The 16,992-nt window shown below is 42.2% G+C and carries 16 protein-coding genes and 1 pseudogene; all 17 read left to right on the top strand.

The genetic code is table 11. The features are described from left to right. The first annotated feature begins 4 nt into the window (after nucleotides 1–4). Nucleotides 5–1,048: a lysylphosphatidylglycerol synthase transmembrane domain-containing protein gene (locus tag CFS60_RS06695; RefSeq protein ID WP_088809696.1), complete on the top strand. Its 1,044-nt coding sequence runs from the start codon at nucleotides 5–7 to the stop codon at nucleotides 1,046–1,048. Nucleotides 1,049–1,130: 82 nt separating this feature from the next. After that, nucleotides 1,131–2,402 (top strand): UDP-N-acetylglucosamine 1-carboxyvinyltransferase, encoded by a 1,272-nt coding sequence (locus tag CFS60_RS06690; protein ID WP_088809697.1) that lies wholly within the window; start codon nucleotides 1,131–1,133, stop codon nucleotides 2,400–2,402. Nucleotides 2,403–2,502: 100 nt separating this feature from the next. Then, on the top strand, nucleotides 2,503–3,774 hold the full coding sequence (rho, locus tag CFS60_RS06685) for a transcription termination factor Rho (protein WP_088809698.1): 1,272 nt from the start codon (nucleotides 2,503–2,505) through the stop codon (nucleotides 3,772–3,774). Nucleotides 3,775–3,877: 103 nt separating this feature from the next. After that, the gene (locus tag CFS60_RS06680; RefSeq protein WP_007476851.1) at nucleotides 3,878–4,123 is read left to right on the top strand and encodes a type B 50S ribosomal protein L31; all 246 of its coding nucleotides are present in this window, start codon (nucleotides 3,878–3,880) and stop codon (nucleotides 4,121–4,123) included. Nucleotides 4,124–4,326: 203 nt separating this feature from the next. Continuing rightward, nucleotides 4,327–5,613 carry a homoserine dehydrogenase gene (locus CFS60_RS06675; protein ID WP_088815787.1) on the top strand — a complete coding sequence of 429 codons (1,287 nt, stop codon included), beginning with the start codon at nucleotides 4,327–4,329 and terminating at the stop codon, nucleotides 5,611–5,613. Nucleotides 5,614–5,618: 5 nt separating this feature from the next. Next, nucleotides 5,619–6,674, top strand: coding sequence for a threonine synthase (thrC, locus tag CFS60_RS06670; RefSeq protein WP_088809700.1), 1,056 nt, complete (start codon nucleotides 5,619–5,621; stop codon nucleotides 6,672–6,674). Then, complete coding sequence (gene thrB / locus CFS60_RS06665) at nucleotides 6,674–7,540, top strand: homoserine kinase (protein ID WP_088825731.1); 867 nt, start codon at nucleotides 6,674–6,676, stop codon at nucleotides 7,538–7,540. Before thrC ends, thrB begins: the two co-directional genes overlap by 1 nt. 107 nt (nucleotides 7,541–7,647) lie before the next feature. Continuing rightward, nucleotides 7,648–8,226, top strand: coding sequence for a thymidine kinase (locus tag CFS60_RS06660; RefSeq protein ID WP_088809702.1), 579 nt, complete (start codon nucleotides 7,648–7,650; stop codon nucleotides 8,224–8,226). Between the two features lie 16 nt (nucleotides 8,227–8,242). Further along, nucleotides 8,243–9,319, top strand: a complete 1,077-nt coding sequence (prfA, locus tag CFS60_RS06655; RefSeq protein ID WP_088809703.1) for a peptide chain release factor 1 — start codon at nucleotides 8,243–8,245, stop codon at nucleotides 9,317–9,319. Continuing rightward, nucleotides 9,309–10,166 carry a peptide chain release factor N(5)-glutamine methyltransferase gene (gene prmC / locus CFS60_RS06650; protein ID WP_088825730.1) on the top strand — a complete coding sequence of 286 codons (858 nt, stop codon included), beginning with the start codon at nucleotides 9,309–9,311 and terminating at the stop codon, nucleotides 10,164–10,166. The genes prfA and prmC overlap by 11 nt, the downstream gene beginning before the upstream one ends. Before the next feature lie 320 nt (nucleotides 10,167–10,486). Then, nucleotides 10,487–11,515, top strand: a complete 1,029-nt coding sequence (locus tag CFS60_RS06645; RefSeq protein ID WP_088825729.1) for an L-threonylcarbamoyladenylate synthase — start codon at nucleotides 10,487–10,489, stop codon at nucleotides 11,513–11,515. Between the two features lie 154 nt (nucleotides 11,516–11,669). After that, nucleotides 11,670–12,911, top strand: a complete 1,242-nt coding sequence (glyA, locus tag CFS60_RS06640; protein ID WP_088809706.1) for a serine hydroxymethyltransferase — start codon at nucleotides 11,670–11,672, stop codon at nucleotides 12,909–12,911. A 136-nt stretch (nucleotides 12,912–13,047) separates the two neighbouring features. Further along, a complete protein-coding gene (gene upp, locus CFS60_RS06635) occupies nucleotides 13,048–13,677 on the top strand; it encodes a uracil phosphoribosyltransferase (protein WP_088809707.1) in 630 nt (209 codons plus the stop codon). Between the two features lie 17 nt (nucleotides 13,678–13,694). Then, entirely contained in the window at nucleotides 13,695–14,834 is a 1,140-nt protein-coding gene (gene wecB, locus CFS60_RS06630) for a non-hydrolyzing UDP-N-acetylglucosamine 2-epimerase (RefSeq protein ID WP_088809708.1), read from the top strand. Nucleotides 14,835–15,589: 755 nt separating this feature from the next. Further along, nucleotides 15,590–15,990, top strand: a pseudogene (locus CFS60_RS06620) (ATP synthase subunit I). A gap of 6 nt (nucleotides 15,991–15,996) precedes the next feature. Then, a complete protein-coding gene (gene atpB, locus CFS60_RS06615) occupies nucleotides 15,997–16,713 on the top strand; it encodes a F0F1 ATP synthase subunit A (protein ID WP_088809711.1) in 717 nt (238 codons plus the stop codon). Between the two features lie 51 nt (nucleotides 16,714–16,764). After that, entirely contained in the window at nucleotides 16,765–16,983 is a 219-nt protein-coding gene (atpE, locus tag CFS60_RS06610; RefSeq protein WP_003723467.1) for a F0F1 ATP synthase subunit C, read from the top strand. Nucleotides 16,984–16,992 lie beyond the last annotated feature (9 nt).

The following is a 16,992-nucleotide window of genomic DNA, read 5'->3' as shown; positions in this document are numbered from 1 at the left end:
CTAGGTGAAGTTAAGCAAAAATGCGCGTAAGAATTGGCTGAACATCTTTTTAATTCTCATCATTAGTAGCGCTTTTATCATTTGGCAGTTTCGCGGCGTTGATATGGAGCAATTTATCCAAGAAATTAAAAACGTCAATGTATGGTGGCTGCTCGTTGCATTTTTGTTTATGCTGATTTACTGGCTTTTTGAAGCGGTTGTGTTACATAAAAGCATTTTGCCTACTTTCCAAAAAGAAAATTTTTTTTCCTCGTTCCGCATTACGATGATTGGTCAGTTCTTCAATACAATCACCCCGATGCAAGCAGGCGGACAACCCGCGCAATTATACGCGCTCGTAAAGAAAGGGCTAGACATTGGTGTCGCAAGCTCCATCTTATTATTTAAATTCATCATTTATCAGGCGATGATTGTCATCAATTTCATCGTCGTCCTCATTTTTGGTTTTCACTATTTATTAACAGGCGCTCTCCCACAAGTTAAATATCTGGTTTTAATTGGCTTCACCGTGCATTTGGCGGTAGTCGTTGGACTTATCTTAGTAGGGAAAAGTTACCGCTTCACTGCGAAATTGGTTCACCTTATTTTGAAGCCGTTTAGTTGGTTCATGAAGAAAGAACGGATCCAAAAAATTCAAGCGGTTGTCGATGATAAAATTGCGTCTTTTCATGAAGAAAGTGGGCGTATTAGTCATGACAGGAAGCTCATTTGGAGTGCGAGCATATATACGAGTTTGCAACTTTGGGCGTATTTCGTCATTCCCTATTTTATTTTACTAGGAATAGGGGTTTCGAATTTAAATCTTTTTATGGTGATAACGTTCCATGCGTTTATTATGATGTTTGCGACAGTTGTGCCGACGCCTGGTGGAACGGGTGGTGCGGAATATACCTTTACGCTATTGTTTGGACCGCTGCTCGTTTCCGTGAAACTTTTAACGGCGCTACTTTTGTGGCGCATCATTACGTATTATAGTTGTATTGTTTTTGGTGCAATTGCAATTGCTATTCCGGATAAAAATAAAATGACGAAGAAATCCGAGCAGTAAGCGGGTTTAGTGGCGATTAGCTTGCAAACGTGTTAGGATTTAGAGATAATAGCAAGTGAGATTAAAAGAAAGAGGGATTGGCATGGAAAATCGGTTAGTAATTAATGGGGGAAAACGACTTTCTGGAAAAGTTGTCGTAGATGGGGCTAAAAATAGCGCGGTAGCTTTAATTCCAGCAGCTATTTTGGCAGATTCTGAAGTGACGATTGAAGGTCTTCCAGACATTTCTGATGTTCATACATTGTATGATATTGTTTCTGAACTAGGTGGTTCAGTGAAGTCGGATAGCCAAACCGCGATTATTGACCCTAGTACTATTGTGGATATGCCACTTCCGAATGGAAATGTGAAAAAATTACGTGCTTCTTATTATTTGATGGGCGCGCTTCTTGGTAAATTTAAAAAGGCGGTTGTTGGTTTGCCAGGCGGATGTTATTTGGGGCCGCGACCAATTGATCAGCATATTAAAGGTTTTGAGGCGCTAGGCGCAACGGTAACTAACGAGCAAGGCGCAATCTATTTGCGTGCCGACAAATTGCGTGGCGCGCGAATTTACATGGATGTTGTCAGTGTAGGTGCCACCATTAATATTATGCTTGCTGCTGTTTTAGCAGAAGGTAAGACGATTATTGAAAATGCGGCAAAAGAGCCGGAAATCATTGATGTTGCTACCTTGTTGTCTAATATGGGCGCGAACATTAAAGGGGCCGGAACGGACACTATTCGCATTACTGGCGTGCCGAAACTACACGGTTGTCACCACACAATTATTCCGGACAGAATCGAAGCGGGGACATATATGATTGCAGCGGCCGCAATAGGTGACGGCGTTGAGATTCAAAATGTCATTCCAGATCATTTGGAGGGGATTACGGCGAAATTAGCCGAAATGGGCGTTCCGTTAGAGATTTCAGAAGACTCCATTTTAGTCAAAAAAGCCATTGCCTTTAAAAAAGTGGACGTGAAAACCTACGTCTACCCTGGATTCCCAACGGATTTGCAGCAACCATTTACGACGCTTTTAACACAAGCGGACGGGGACAGCATTGTGACGGACACAATCTACCCGAGCAGGTTTAAGCATATCGCCGAGCTCATGCGCATGGGCGGGCAGTTTAAACAAAATGAACGAACGGCTGTTATTTACGGGAAAACACCCCTTTCTGGTGCACGCGTAACGGCAACCGATCTCCGCGCGGGCGCCGCCCTTGTAATCGCTGGTTTGCTTGCTGAAGGCCAAACGGAAATTTTAGGCGTTGAGCATATTGAGCGCGGTTACGGGAATATTATTCAAAAACTCTCCGATTTAGGAGCGGATATTTATAAAGAAATCGCCGAAAGCAATTTGGCATAGCCTTCTAAAACAAAAGCGGGGCAATTCCTCTGCCCCGTCTTTTCCTTCCATTTATTTCAAATCCCTAGTTTAAACAAAAATAAAAAAAGGTGGTACACATATGGCTAAACTGTCCATAGCATATTTAGAGAGCCTGACAATCAAAGAGATTTATGCGCTTGCGAAAGAACACAAAATTGCGTATTATAGCAAATTAACGAAAAAAGAACTTATTTTTGCGCTATTGAAATCGAATGCGGAGAAAGAGGGATTTTTCTTCATGGAAGGCGTTTTAGACATCATTCCCTCTGAAGGGTTCGGTTTTTTGCGCCCAATTAATTATTCGCCAAGTTCGGAGGATATTTATATTTCGGCCTCGCAAATTAGACGATTTGATTTACGAACAGGTGATAAAGTTTCTGGAAAGGTGCGTCCGCCAAAAGAAAATGAACGCTATTTTGGTTTGCTACACGTAGAAGCAGTCAATGGTGAGAATCCTGAAGTGGCGAAAGAACGTGTGCATTTTCCTGGCTTGACGCCGCTCTATCCGGATAAACAGATGGCGCTTGAAACAGGGAAATTCCCAATTTCAATGCGAATGATTGATATGGTTGCGCCCATCGGTTTTGGTCAGCGGGGGCTAATTGTTGCGCCACCTAAGGCAGGGAAGACGATTTTGCTTAAGGAAATTGCGAATGCAATTACGATGAACCACCCGGAAGCCGAACTAATCGTACTTTTAATTGATGAGCGTCCAGAAGAGGTAACGGATATTGAACGGTCGGTCTCAGCGGACGTTGCTAGTTCAACATTTGATGAAGTTCCGGAAAATCATATTAAAGTCGCCGAACTCGTTTTAGAACGTGCGATGCGTCTTGTAGAACAGAAGCGTGACGTCATTATTTTGATGGACAGCATTACTCGTCTGGCGCGTGCGTATAATTTGGTTATTCCGCCAAGTGGCCGAACGCTTTCAGGTGGGATTGATCCAGCGGCTTTCCACCGTCCGAAACGCTTTTTCGGAGCGGCGCGTAACATTGAAGAAGGCGGGAGTCTGACGATTTTGGCAACTGCTTTAGTTGATACGGGTTCGCGAATGGACGATGTGATTTACGAAGAGTTTAAAGGCACGGGTAATATGGAGCTTCATTTGGACCGTCAACTTGCTGAGCGCCGTGTTTTCCCTGCGATTGATATTCGCCGTTCAGGTACGCGTAAAGAAGAGCTGCTGCTTCCAAAAGAAAAATTAGAGCAGCTTTGGAAAATCAGAAAAACAATGCCGCTTCAAGGGGACTCGCTAGATATGTCAGAGCGATTTATTCGTTCGATGAAAAAGACAGATACGAATCAGGCCTTTTTTGAGCTGTTACAAGAACAAATGTTTAAAAAATAACTGTTGCTTGTTTTCGCTGTGCTTGTTATAATTATTGTACTGTGTGTTTTCTGCAGTTAATTACTCTGTTTCAGATGATTCAGGGCGAAGGAGTTGAAAAGAAATGAAAGCTGGAATTCATCCTGAATACCGTCCAGTTGTTTTCGTTGATACTAGTACTGATTTCAAATTCTTGTCTGGTTCTACTAAACATTCAAGTGAAACTATTCAATGGGAAGATGGTAACGAATATCCGTTACTACGTGTCGAAATCTCTTCTGATTCACACCCATTCTATACTGGTAAACAAAAACACGCGACTGCCGACGGACGTGTGGACCGCTTCAACAAAAAATACGGAATCAAATAATTCTGTATGTTGGAAGCTTAATAATCGAAATACTGCGCACACCTCATTTAATGGGGTGTGTTTTTCTTTTTGACGAAAAGTTGTCAGTTAAATTAAAAAAATGGGAAAGTTCGCAAATGAGCTTTACTTTTATGTCAGGATTTGCGTATAATAGCACTAATTACTTTTTTGAAAAGTGAACAATTTAATAAGGAGGTTTTCATGTGAAAGCAAATTTACAAGTAGGCGTGCTAGGCTTTGGGACAGTCGGCAGTGGCGTCATTCATATTTTAGAAGAACACCAAGAAAAAATTAGTCAAGTGACGGGCTACAATATTACCGTTAAAACAGTGCTTGTTCGTGATCTTGAAAAAAATCGCAGATACGAGACGAAAGGTTTTACACTTACGACCACGCCGGATGATATTTTTGAAGATCCAGAAATTGCGGTTGTTGTTGAGGTTATGGGTAGCATTGATATTGCACGTGAGTATATTTTGCGCGCATTGAAAGCCAAGAAACATGTTGTAACAGCGAATAAAGATTTAATTGCTATCCACGGAGATGAACTTGTTACGGTTGCACAGGAAAATGGTTGCGATTTATTTTATGAGGCAAGTGTGGCAGGCGGCATTCCAATTTTACGAACAATTGTAAACAGCTTAGCGGCAGATAAAATACAAAAAGTGATGGGTATTGTAAACGGGACGACCAATTACATGCTAACAAAAATGACTACTGAAAATAAAAGTTATGATGATGTTTTAAAAGAAGCACAAGACCTAGGTTTTGCAGAAGCTGATCCAACAAGTGATGTGGACGGAATTGATGCGGCGCGCAAAATGGTTATTTTAACACGACTAGCGTTCGGTATGAATGTTCGTTTAGATGATGTCGAAACAACGGGTATTCGTGGAATTTCTCCGCTAGACATTTCGACAGCCTATCAATTAGGATACAAGGTGAAACTTGTTGGCCGTGCGGAAGAAGTAGACGGTTCGGTAAGTGTTGACGTTGGACCAGTTCTGCTTCCAAGAGCACACCCGTTGTCGGGAGTGAACTATGAGAATAATGCGGTTTTTGTAACCGGTGCAGCAGTAGGCGAAACAATGTTTTACGGTCCTGGCGCTGGCGAATTGCCAACCGCGACTAGCGTTGTCAGCGATTTAATTACGGTGGCGAAAAATAGTAAGCTTGGCACAAACGGAAACGCGTTTAATAGCTTCATTCACGAAACGAAACATACGCCAAAAGAAAAAGTTTACTCCAAGTATTATTTACGTTTAGAAATGGACGACAAGACGGGGACATTTTTAAAATTAACGCAAATTTTTGCTGAAGCTGGCGTCGGATTTGATAAAATTATTCAGGAGCCACTCAATGAATTCACGGCAACGGTTGTGATCGTGACGCATTCAATTAGCAAGGCGCAACTAAGTGTGGCACTAAACCGCGCAGAAGAAGAACCAGAAATACGCATTTTGACTAAATATGCAGTTGTGGAGGGTTAAGTAATATGTATAAAGGACTTCTTGATAAATATAAAGATTTTTTACCGATTTCAGAACGTACACCGCTCATCTCGCTTGCGGAAGGCAATACGCCACTTATTCCTTTGCCTCATTTATCCAAAGAGTTGGGTGTGAACTTGTACGGCAAATACGAAGGACTAAATCCGACGGGCTCGTTTAAGGACCGTGGCATGGTCATGGCGGTTGCGAAAGCGAAAGAGGAAGGTGCTGAGGCGGTTATTTGCGCCTCGACGGGGAACACATCAGCGGCAGCGGCAGCCTACGCAACTCGTGCGGGTATGAAAGCATACATCGTTATCCCGGACGGCAAAGTGGCACTCGGGAAACTCGCACAGGCTGTTATGTACGGCGCCGACATCATCGCGATTCAGGGGAACTTTGACGAAGCCCTTGATTCGGTTAGAAAATTAGCAGAAACGGAAGCGGTGACTCTCGTAAATTCAGTCAACCCTTACCGCCTAGAGGGTCAAAAGACGGCTGCGTTTGAAATTTGCGAACAGCTTGGACAGGCACCAGATGTTTTGGCCATCCCAGTTGGCAATGCGGGAAATATTTCGGCTTACTGGAAAGGGTTCAAAGAATGGGACGACAAATTCGCGTCTGGACGTCCGGCGATGCACGGCTTTGAAGCGGAAGGGGCAGCGGCAATCGTAAAAGGCGAACCAATTGCGAATCCGGAAACGATTGCGACGGCGATTCGAATTGGGAATCCTGCGAGTTGGAGTTTGGCAGAAGCTGCACGCGACGAATCAAATGGCTATATCGACTCCGTGACAGATGATGAAATTGTAAATGCGTACAAAAAAGTGGCTAGGCAAGACGGCGTGTTTATCGAACCGGGTTCAGCCGCATCGCTTGCAGGCGTCATTCAACATGTGAAAAATGGTAAAATCAAGCCGGGTCAAACCGTTGTTTGTGTGTTTACTGGAAATGGCCTTAAAGACCCTGACACGGCGATGAGTGTGCATGATTTTAACATCATTCATGCTGAAAACGTCGATGAAATGCGCGCGCACCTGCAAAACGGAGTGAACGCCTAATGCGTATCCGTGTACCTGCAACGACTGCCAATCTAGGGCCGGGATTTGATTCGTGCGGTCTCGCGCTAACGCTTTACTTGACGCTTGAAATTGGGGAAGCTAGCTCAAAATGGCATATTGAGCATGACTTAGGCGACGGCATCCCGAATGACGAAACGAATGTCATTATCTCGACGGCGTTATCGCTTGTGCCAGATTTAACGCCGCATGCGCTTAAAATGACGTGCGATATTCCAACTGCACGCGGTTTGGGGAGTAGCTCGGCTGCTGTTGTTTCGGGAATTGAACTCGCGAATTTTCTAGGAAATCTTGGCTTGTCGAAAGAACGGAAAGTTGAAATCGCGGCTGAAATTGAAGGGCATCCAGATAACGTGGCGCCAGCCGTGCTCGGCAACTTGGTCGTAGGCGCGAAACTTAAGGACGCTGATTTTTATGTGCGTCACCTGTTTCCAAATTGCGCGATTTTAGCGTTTATTCCTAAAACGGAGCTTTTAACCAGTGAGAGTCGTAATGTTTTGCCCGAAATGCTTGCGTATAAAGAGGCGGTGTCTGCGAGCGCGATTTCGAACGTGATGATTGCGGCTGTGCTCCAAAATGACATGACGCTTGCGGGAGAGATGATGGAGCGCGATTTATGGCACGAAAAATATCGTGCAAAGCTAGTGCCTCATCTTGTTAAAATTCGCGAAATTGCGCGCGCAGAAGGTGCTTACGCGACTTGTTTAAGTGGTGCAGGTCCGACGATTTTAATTTTTGCCCCGCATGACAAGAAAACAAACCTAATGAGTGTGCTTCAAGGCTTTGATGCGGAGGCGAATGTGCTTGCGCTTGAAGTTGAGGGGAGCGGCTCGCTTGTATTTGAATAAATTCTAAAATTGAGTGCTTTTTGCACTCGATTTTTTTTGTTCATTATCCCAATTTTTCTTCGGCTGTGTTAGAATAGGAAAAGAGTTTAAGAAAAGGGGCAAAGGTGATGGCGCAGTTATTTTTTAGATACGGGGCAATGAATAGCGGTAAAACAATTGAAATTTTAAAAGTGGCTCATAATTATGAAGAGCAAAATAAACCAGTTGTGATTTTTACATCAGGAATTGATGACCGTGATAAGGTGGGCGTGATTTCTAGCCGTATTGGTTTAAAACGTGATGCGACACCGGTTTTCTCGGATACGAATATTTTTGAAGAAGTGAAAAGGATGCATCCACGACCATTTTGTGTGCTTTTAGATGAATCGCAGTTTTTAGAAAAACATCATGTGTTTGAACTGGCCAATATTGTGGATGAATTAGGGATTCCAGTTATTGCGTATGGTTTGAAGAATGATTTTCAAAATGAGCTTTTCGAAGGATCGAAATATTTACTACTCTATGCGGATAAAATCGAAGAAATGAAAACGATTTGTTGGTTTTGTGCCAAAAAAGCAACGATGGTTTTACGTGTAGACGACCAAGGGAAGCCTGTTTATACAGGAGAACAAATTTTAATTGGTGGAAATGACCAGTACTATCCAGTTTGTCGGAAATGTCACGCTCATCCGCCGATAGCAGATTAAGTGAGGTGCTAAGAATATGTATGACCGATTACAAGCGGTGGAAAACCGCTACGAGGAACTAAATGAACTTTTAAGTGATCCAGAAGTTGTATCTGATCCAAAGCGTTTGCGTGATTTGTCAAAGGAACAGTCGGGAATTGCTGAAACGGTTGAAACTTATCGTCATTATAAAGAAGTGACGAGTCAAATTGAGGAAACAAAAGAGCTTCTTTCGGAAAAGCTCGACGACGATATGCGCGAAATGGCGAAGGAAGAACTTTCTGGCTTGCAGGAAGAAAAAATAGAGCTCGAAGAAAAAATGAAACTTTTACTTGTACCCAAAGATCCAAATGATGATAAAAACGTTATCATGGAAATCCGCGGGGCGGCGGGCGGCGATGAGGCGGCTTTATTTGCTGGTGACTTATTCCGAATGTACAGTCGCTATGCAGAATCGCGTGGCTACAAAGTAGAAATTATGGACGCAAACCCAACCGGAATTGGTGGCTACAAAGAAGTTATCGCCATGATTACAGGTGACGGAGCATATTCTCGCCTAAAGTACGAAAACGGCGCTCACCGTGTTCAGCGTGTCCCAGAAACCGAATCTGGCGGGCGCATTCATACGTCCACGGCAACCGTTGCAATTTTACCAGAAGCGGAAGATGTTGAAATTGATATTCAAGATAAAGATATTCGCACAGATACATTCGCCTCAACTGGGGCTGGCGGACAAAGTGTCAATACGACGATGTCAGCCGTTCGATTAACACATATTCCGACTGGGATTGTGGTGTCCATGCAAGATGAACGTTCACAAATTAAAAATAAAGAAAAAGCGATGAAAGTTTTACGCGCACGTGTTTTTGACAAGTTTGAAAGCGAAGCGCGCGAAGAATACGATGCAACGCGTAAATCGGCTGTTGGGACAGGCGACCGCTCGGAGCGAATTCGGACATACAACTACCCGCAAAATCGTGTGACGGATCACCGCATCGGCTTAACGATTCAAAAACTCGACCAAATTATGGAAGGGAAATTGGATGAAATTATCGATGTGCTCATTTTGGAAGATCAAACGAGCAAGCTGGAGCATTTAAACGATGCAGAATAAAACAATTTCTTCGGTACTAAAAGAAGCAAAACAAATTTTAGAAGAGCGGCATTTAGATTTAAATGCCGCTGAAATTTTACTTGAAACACGCCTAGAATACACAAGGTCAGAATTGTGGACGCGCCTTTCGGATGGGCTTTCTGCTGAAAGCGAAGCGCAGTTTCAGGCGGATTTTAAACGTTATTTAGACGGTGAGCCCGTCCAGTACATTTTAAATACAGCGCCATTTTATGGTTTTGATTTTTATGTGGATCAAAACGTGCTTATTCCACGTCCGGAAACGGAAGAACTCGTTTTGCTTGCAGAACGAGTAGCCCAGAAAGAAGCGATACGCACGGTTTTAGACATTTGTACAGGAAGTGGAGCAATTGCTGTCGCGCTGAAAAAAAGCGTGCCACGCCTCACTGTAGCGGCTTCAGACATATCCAAAGAAGCTCTTTTAGTAGCAGAAAAAAATAGTCGAGTTTTAGAAGCGAAAGTGGAGTTCGTCCAGACCGATTTAGTAGCGACGTTCAAGGCGGCAGCCCGAACTTTTGATATGATTGTTGCCAACCCGCCGTATATTGCGGAAGTCGAGCGAAAAGAAATGTCCGATTATGTGTTGAAAAATGAACCAGAGCTTGCGCTATTTGCCGAAAACGAAGGCTTAGCAATGTATGAGCGCCTGGCTAATGATTTACCCCAGCTAGTCAATGAAAAGTTTTGGATTGGAGTTGAAATTGGTTATGCACAAGGCAAAGCCGTCCAAAAATTATTGCAAAAAAGTTTTCCACAAGCAGAAGTAGTTATCCACAAAGATATTAACAATAAAGATCGCATTGTGGTTTGCTCAAACATGTTGGTATAAAGACGTTCCTGCGAAGGTGCGTCTTAAATTTTATTTTTATCTGTGGATAACAATTTGTGCAAAAAAATATTTTTAACCAAATTTTAATATTAAAAATCCACTTATCAACACATTTATTAACATTATCCACAAGTTCACAAAAACTTATCCCCATTGACAAAATTATTATCCACAGAATGTGGATAACTGATTTAGTTTTATATTTGGCGTAATTTCCCAGTTTCATCGGAAATATGCCGATTTTTTTAGTTAGACGGGTGAAAAAAAGCTTTAAAACGGTTAAAATAGAGAATAGAAGTCAAAAAAGGAGTTTTTCAAAGATGGAAACGAAACTTTGGAATATTGATCAAGGCAAACAGATTTATAACGAAGCAGCAGAGCTTCTAAGAAACGGCGAAACAGTCGCATTCCCGACAGAAACCGTGTATGGCTTAGGAGCAGATGCAACAAATGAAAAAGCCGTACAGAAAATTTTTGAAGCAAAAGGACGCCCGTCTGATAATCCGCTTATTGTCCACATTGCGAGTGCGAGCCAAATGGACGAGTTCATCGAGCGAATTCCTAAAAAAGCACAAAAATTAATTGATGTGTTTTGGCCAGGGCCTCTTACGCTTATTTTGCCAATGAAAAAAGGTAGTATTGCGAAAAATGCAACCGCTGGATTAGATACAGTCGGTGTGCGGATGCCTGTTCATCCAGTAGGCTTAGAATTGCTTCGCCTAACAGGGCGCCCAGTAGCTGCCCCGAGTGCTAATCGTTCTGGACGTCCAAGTCCAACAACCGCTCGGCACGTAGAAGAAGATTTAACCGGAAAAATTGCCGCCATTATTGACGGCGGAAGCACAGGCGTAGGCTTAGAATCAACTGTTATCGATTTTGCAGAAGAAATACCAACTATTTTGCGCCCTGGTGGCGTATCAATCGAACAAATTGAAAAAGTTATCGGTCAAGTGAAATCAGCTAAAAATATTGAAACAAAAGAAGAAACCCCAAGAGCACCGGGCATGAAATATACCCATTACGCCCCTGAAGCACCAGTTTATCTCGTAAAAGGCGATATTGCTTTTTGGGAAGAGCAAATTAAACAGGCTGAGGAAAATGGCGAAAGTGTTGGCTTGCTAGTTTCAGATGAACTCGCCAGCGAAATTAATGCGTCCGTAAATATAATTAAAATCGGCAGCAAACAAAAAATGGAAGATATCGCAAGACGCTTATATGACGGCTTACGTCTTTTTGATCATACAGACGTAACGCTCATTTTAGCAGAACCATATGACAGAGATGGAATTGGTGAAGCGATTATGAACCGTTTAGAAAAAGCAGCTGGCAATAAATACTTAACTAACTGAATGAGTTGTGGAGCGGTTTTTCTGAGTGAAACGCTTCACTTTCAAAATTTACTAAAAAATCGCAAAAAATACTTGATTTTCATCCAGATTCAAGTAATATTATGGATAATACAAAAATTCACACTATAATAAAAAAAGGATGGGGGTCCTCGTATTGGTTTATCTGCAAAAGCAAGACAAGGAAGTTTTTGATGCGATTCGTTTAGAACTTGGAAGACAAAGAAATAACATTGAGTTAATTGCATCTGAAAATTTTGTTAGCGAACAAGTGATGGAAGCTATGGGATCGGTACTGACAAACAAGTATGCAGAAGGATATCCGCGTAAACGTTACTATGGTGGTTGTGAGTACGTGGATATTGTGGAGGACTTAGCAAGAGATCGTGCCAAACAATTGTTTGGTGCTGAATATGCCAACGTGCAACCGCATTCCGGAGCACAAGCGAATATGGCCGTTTATCAAGCTGTATTAACGCCTGGGGACACTGTTCTAGGGATGAATTTAGCGCACGGTGGACATTTAACGCACGGAAGCCCAGTTAATTTTAGTGGCTTATTGTACAATTTTGTTGAATATGGTGTGAGTAAAGAAACGAAGCAAATTGATTATGATATTGTAAGAGCAACAGCGTTAGAACACAAACCAAAAATGATTGTCGCAGGGGCAAGTGCTTATCCGCGCGCCATTGATTTTGCGAAATTCCGTGAAATTGCGGATGAAGTGGGCGCATACTTAATGGTAGACATGGCGCATATCGCTGGTTTAGTAGCGGCAGGCCTACATCAAAATCCTGTAGAATATGCCGATTTTGTAACGACAACCACACATAAAACGTTGCGTGGCCCACGCGGCGGTCTTATTTTGGCGAAAGCTGAATGGGAAGCAAAAATTAATAAAGCCATCTTCCCAGGCATTCAAGGTGGTCCGCTAATGCACGTCATTGCTGGTAAGGCGGTTGCTTTTGGCGAGGCACTTCAACCAGAATTTAAAACGTATGCGGCACGGATTATTGAAAATTCGAAACAGCTTGCTAAGACGCTTGAGGAAAATGGGGTTCAAGTTTTAACTGGCGGCACGGATAATCATTTATTACTCATTGATTTAAATCAGTTGGGAATTACAGGCAAGGCAGCCGAAGAGGCGCTTGATAGCGTTGGAATTACGGTCAACAAGAACGCCATTCCATTTGAAACGGAAAGTCCGTTTGTAACGAGCGGCATTCGTGTTGGGACAGCAGCAATCACGACACGTGGCTTTGACACGGCCGCAACGCAAATCGTCGGTGAGCTTATTGCCAAGGTCTTGCATAACTTAGAGGACGAAAGTGTCCTAGAGGAAGTCGGAACGCAGGTAAGCGAATTAACAAGCCAATACCCGCTCTATCCGGAGCTTTAAACAGTATAAAGAAGTGGATCTTTTCGGTCTGCTTCTTTTTTTTGTTAAAAAGTAATAGTTTTTTGTATTGCACTCGTGCGATGTTCTGATACAATAATGTAGAGGTAATTTTTGAATTTAAAGGAGAGAGAAGAAAATGGCGGAAGTACATGTTTTAAATCATCCACTTATCCAACACAAATTAACGATTATTCGAGATAAAGATACGGGGACAAAAGCGTTCCGTGAACTTGTTGACGAAGTGGCAACTTTAATGGCTTATGAAATTACGCGCGATATGGAACTGGAAGAAGTGGAAGTGGAAACGCCAATTCAAGTGACAAAAGCGAAATCACTTGTAGGGAAAAAGCTAGGCGTAGTCCCCATTTTACGCGCAGGACTAGGACTTCAAGATGGCATTCTAAAACTGATTCCAGCAGCGAAAGTCGGACACGTCGGTCTATACCGCGATCACGACACACTTGAGCCAGTTGAATATTTTGTTAAGCTACCATCTGACGTGGAGGAACGACTTTTCATCGTCGTGGATCCAATGCTTGCAACAGGTGGCTCCGCAATTATGGCCATTGATGCACTTAAAAAACGCGGGGCTAAAAACATGAAATTTATGTGTCTTGTCGCTGCACCAGAAGGCGTAAAAGCCTTGCAAAAAGCGCATCCAGATGTGGAAATCTACATTGCTGGATTAGATGAAAAACTAAACGAAGAAGGCTACATCGTACCTGGTTTGGGCGATGCAGGAGATCGTTTATTCGGAACGAAATAACCTAAGGAGTCTGTATGATGAAAAAGATTAAAGTCATGAGTGTTTTTGGAACACGACCAGAAGCGATTAAAATGGCGCCGCTCGTTTTAGCATTAGAAAGCGCACCCGAAAAATTCGAGTCGACGGTCGTTATTACCGCGCAACATCGAGAAATGTTAGATCAGGTACTTGAAATCTTCAAAGTAAAGCCAGACATAGATTTAAACATTATGCAAGCAGGCCAAACACTTAGCGACATCACGTCGCGCGTTCTATCTGGACTGGTTGAGGTTATTCGCGAGCAAAAGCCCGATATCGTGCTCGTTCACGGAGATACAACGACAAGTTTTGCGGCGGCACTAGCAGCCTTTTATGAGCAAACCGCTATCGGACACGTTGAAGCAGGCCTAAGAACATGGAACAAATATTCACCTTTTCCAGAAGAGATGAACCGCCAGCTAACGGGCGTAATGGCTGACTTGCATTTTTCACCAACAGAAACATCGAAAGAAAACCTTTTACGCGAAAATAAAGTAGAAGAAACGATTTTCATAACAGGGAATACCGCAATCGATGCACTGGAAACTACCGTTCAAGACAACTACAGTCATCCGATTCTGGATAAATTAGGCGACAACCGTCTTATTCTTATGACCGCGCACCGTCGCGAAAATTTAGGTGCCCCCATGCAAGGCATGTTTGAAGGAGTGCGCCAAATCGTCGAGGAAAGAGAAGATGTTGAGCTTGTTTATCCGATGCACAAAAACCCTGCAGTGCGCGAAAAAGCAATGGCGATTTTAGGTGGCCACGACCGAATCCACCTCATTGAACCGCTTGACGCAATTGATTTCCATAACTTCTTAAAGAAAGCCTACCTTGTATTCACAGATTCCGGCGGCGTCCAAGAAGAAGCGCCTGGCATGGGCGTTCCCGTCCTAGTCCTGCGCGATACAACTGAACGCCCCGAAGGAGTCGAAGCCGGCACGCTAAAGCTAATTGGTACCGCAAAAGAATCGCTAATCAAGGAAGCTCTTCTTTTGCTCGATTCCAAAGAAGCACATGATAAAATGAGTCAAGCGGCCAATCCGTATGGTGACGGAGAAGCCTCCAAACGGATTTTAGAAGCAATTTCGCATCATTTTAATGGGACGAAGCGCCCAACTGATTTTAAAATATAAGATTTAAGCGACTACGTTTTGTGGTCGCTTTGATGTAGAAACAAAATGAAACCGCATTATTGTTACAGATGTGTTACATGATCAGATTTGACTAGAGGTTTTGGTGAACATGTGATAAGATGTTCAATGTTATAAACTAGAGAGCCCAAAAAACTAGCTTTTCATTTAACCTAGGGATAGAACGCTGTAAAGCATTCATACGAATCCCGCCGGCACTTGTGCTGACAGAATTTAGAGGATGCTTGGGCGTTATATAATTAGGATGATGAATCATGGTTTTTTCCGTTCTTTTATTGGGAAAGAACTTTTGGTTTGCGTTGTTTGCAAAATAATGAAGTCTTTTGCCAATATAGGTGAAAGCTTTTTTTATTTTAGCGTTGTTTGTGAAAATAAACACGATACGAAATCAAATTATAGCACGGTTCTTTTCAGCGAATCGGAGGTGTTTATTTTTGGTAGATTCCTTGTAAATGAGATTTTTAGCTTTTTTTAACAAAAACGCAGTCAAATATTTTATGCCTTCGCTAGATTATGGTACTATTATCTAGTAAGAATATGATGGTTTTGTGAAAGTATATTGACTTTTCCCTTTTTTCTGTTGTATTCTTAGAACTGACACGCTGATAAGGCTTTCATGTGTCGCGAGGAAATAAAAATAGTTGTAAAATGTGTCTGTTTTCACAAAGTTTTACAACTTGCTCCGAATGATGAAGCAATTTGGGAAATACAACTGAAACAGAAAGGACTGCAACTACATGTTAGAATCGCTAATAGGAATGTACCATCGTCATCAGAAGTATCTTGTTATTTTTATTGCTCTATGCCTCATTGGATGGCTTCTCACGCCATATGTACATATTTTCTTAGGGCTAAAACTGGGACTAATCGTTGGCTGGTTTAATTACTGGCTGCTCATGAGACGGACGCAGGCAATGACAAGGGCACTGGCTGAAAACAAAAGATTTTATGGTATGGGAACAACAGCAAGAATGGGGAGTATGGTACTTGCGACAATGATCGCAACTCAAATTCCTGAATACTTTCATATCTATAGCGTGATAATTGGTCTAGGGATTGCCTATGCAGTCATCTTTTTAGATTTCATACTCTATTCCTTATATCGGAGAAAAAAAAGTTAACAAAAAGAGAGGGGTGAACCAAATTGGAAGAAAACTTTCCCGTGGTCCGTTTCTTAGGATTAGATTTCAATTTATCTAATGTCCTAATGATTTCTATTACTTGCATTATCGTTCTAGCAATTGCTATTCTCTGTACACGGAACTTAAAACGCCGGCCTACAGGAAAACAAAATTTCATCGAATGGGTGATGGATTTTGTGCGCGGTATTATCAACAGTAATATGGACTGGAAAACTGGTGGAAGATTTCATGTGTTAGGTATTACTCTAATAATGTTTATTTTCGTGGCAAATATGCTGGGGGTTATTACTTCCGTTTCTGTTCACGATGAAGTATGGTGGCGTTCACCCACAGCTGATCCAATTGTAACTTTAACACTTGCCATTATGGTATTGGCACTAACTCATTATTATGGTGTTAAAATGCGAGGATTCAAACATTATTTTGTGGGCACATACTTTAGCCCAATGAAATTTCTATTTCCATTAAAATTAGTGGAAGAATTTGCCAACACATTAACACTTGGATTGCGGCTCTACGGTAATATATTTGCTGGTGAAGTTTTGCTTACTATTATCGCAACACAACTTGCGCATATTAATGTGTTTACCGGAGTTCTTGCTATTATTCCGGCACTTGCATGGCAAGGGTTCTCAGTATTCATCGGAGCAATCCAAGCCTATATTTTCACAATGTTAACAATGGTTTATATGTCACACAAAGTTAGTGATGAACATTAAGCAATTCGTATAAATTAAAAATAAAACAAGAATTTGAGGAGGATATTAATTATGTCTTTAGGTGTTATTGCAGCTGCAATCGCAGTAGGTTTAGGTGCACTGGGTGCAGGTATTGGTAATGGTCTTATTGTTTCTAAAACAGTCGAGGGGGTTGCTCGTCAACCAGAAGCTCGTTCCATGCTACAAACAATCATGTTTATCGGTATCGGTTTGGTTGAAGCCCTTCCTATCATCGCAGTCGTAATTGCGTTCATGGTACTGAATAAATAATCAGTCATC

The sequence above is a fragment of the Listeria sp. ILCC792 genome, assembly GCF_900186135.1.
GTDB classification, from domain to species: domain Bacteria; phylum Bacillota; class Bacilli; order Lactobacillales; family Listeriaceae; genus Listeria; species Listeria goaensis.
This window is presented reverse-complemented; position numbering and strand designations above follow the sequence as displayed.

What these genes read in the sequence shown, in the direction of transcription:
- CFS60_RS06690 (WP_088809697.1), top strand. Translation starts at nt 1,131, where the DNA reads ATGGAAAATCGGTTAGTAATTAATGGGGGAAAACGACTTTCTGGAAAA.
- rho (WP_088809698.1), top strand. Translation starts at nt 2,503, where the DNA reads ATGGCTAAACTGTCCATAGCATATTTAGAGAGCCTGACAATCAAAGAG.
- CFS60_RS06680 (WP_007476851.1), top strand. Translation starts at nt 3,878, where the DNA reads ATGAAAGCTGGAATTCATCCTGAATACCGTCCAGTTGTTTTCGTTGAT.
- thrC (WP_088809700.1), top strand. Translation starts at nt 5,619, where the DNA reads ATGTATAAAGGACTTCTTGATAAATATAAAGATTTTTTACCGATTTCA.
- thrB (WP_088825731.1), top strand. Translation starts at nt 6,674, where the DNA reads ATGCGTATCCGTGTACCTGCAACGACTGCCAATCTAGGGCCGGGATTT.
- CFS60_RS06660 (WP_088809702.1), top strand. Translation starts at nt 7,648, where the DNA reads ATGGCGCAGTTATTTTTTAGATACGGGGCAATGAATAGCGGTAAAACA.
- prfA (WP_088809703.1), top strand. Translation starts at nt 8,243, where the DNA reads ATGTATGACCGATTACAAGCGGTGGAAAACCGCTACGAGGAACTAAAT.
- prmC (WP_088825730.1), top strand. Translation starts at nt 9,309, where the DNA reads ATGCAGAATAAAACAATTTCTTCGGTACTAAAAGAAGCAAAACAAATT.
- CFS60_RS06645 (WP_088825729.1), top strand. Translation starts at nt 10,487, where the DNA reads ATGGAAACGAAACTTTGGAATATTGATCAAGGCAAACAGATTTATAAC.
- upp (WP_088809707.1), top strand. Translation starts at nt 13,048, where the DNA reads ATGGCGGAAGTACATGTTTTAAATCATCCACTTATCCAACACAAATTA.
- wecB (WP_088809708.1), top strand. Translation starts at nt 13,695, where the DNA reads ATGAAAAAGATTAAAGTCATGAGTGTTTTTGGAACACGACCAGAAGCG.
- atpE (WP_003723467.1), top strand. Translation starts at nt 16,765, where the DNA reads ATGTCTTTAGGTGTTATTGCAGCTGCAATCGCAGTAGGTTTAGGTGCA.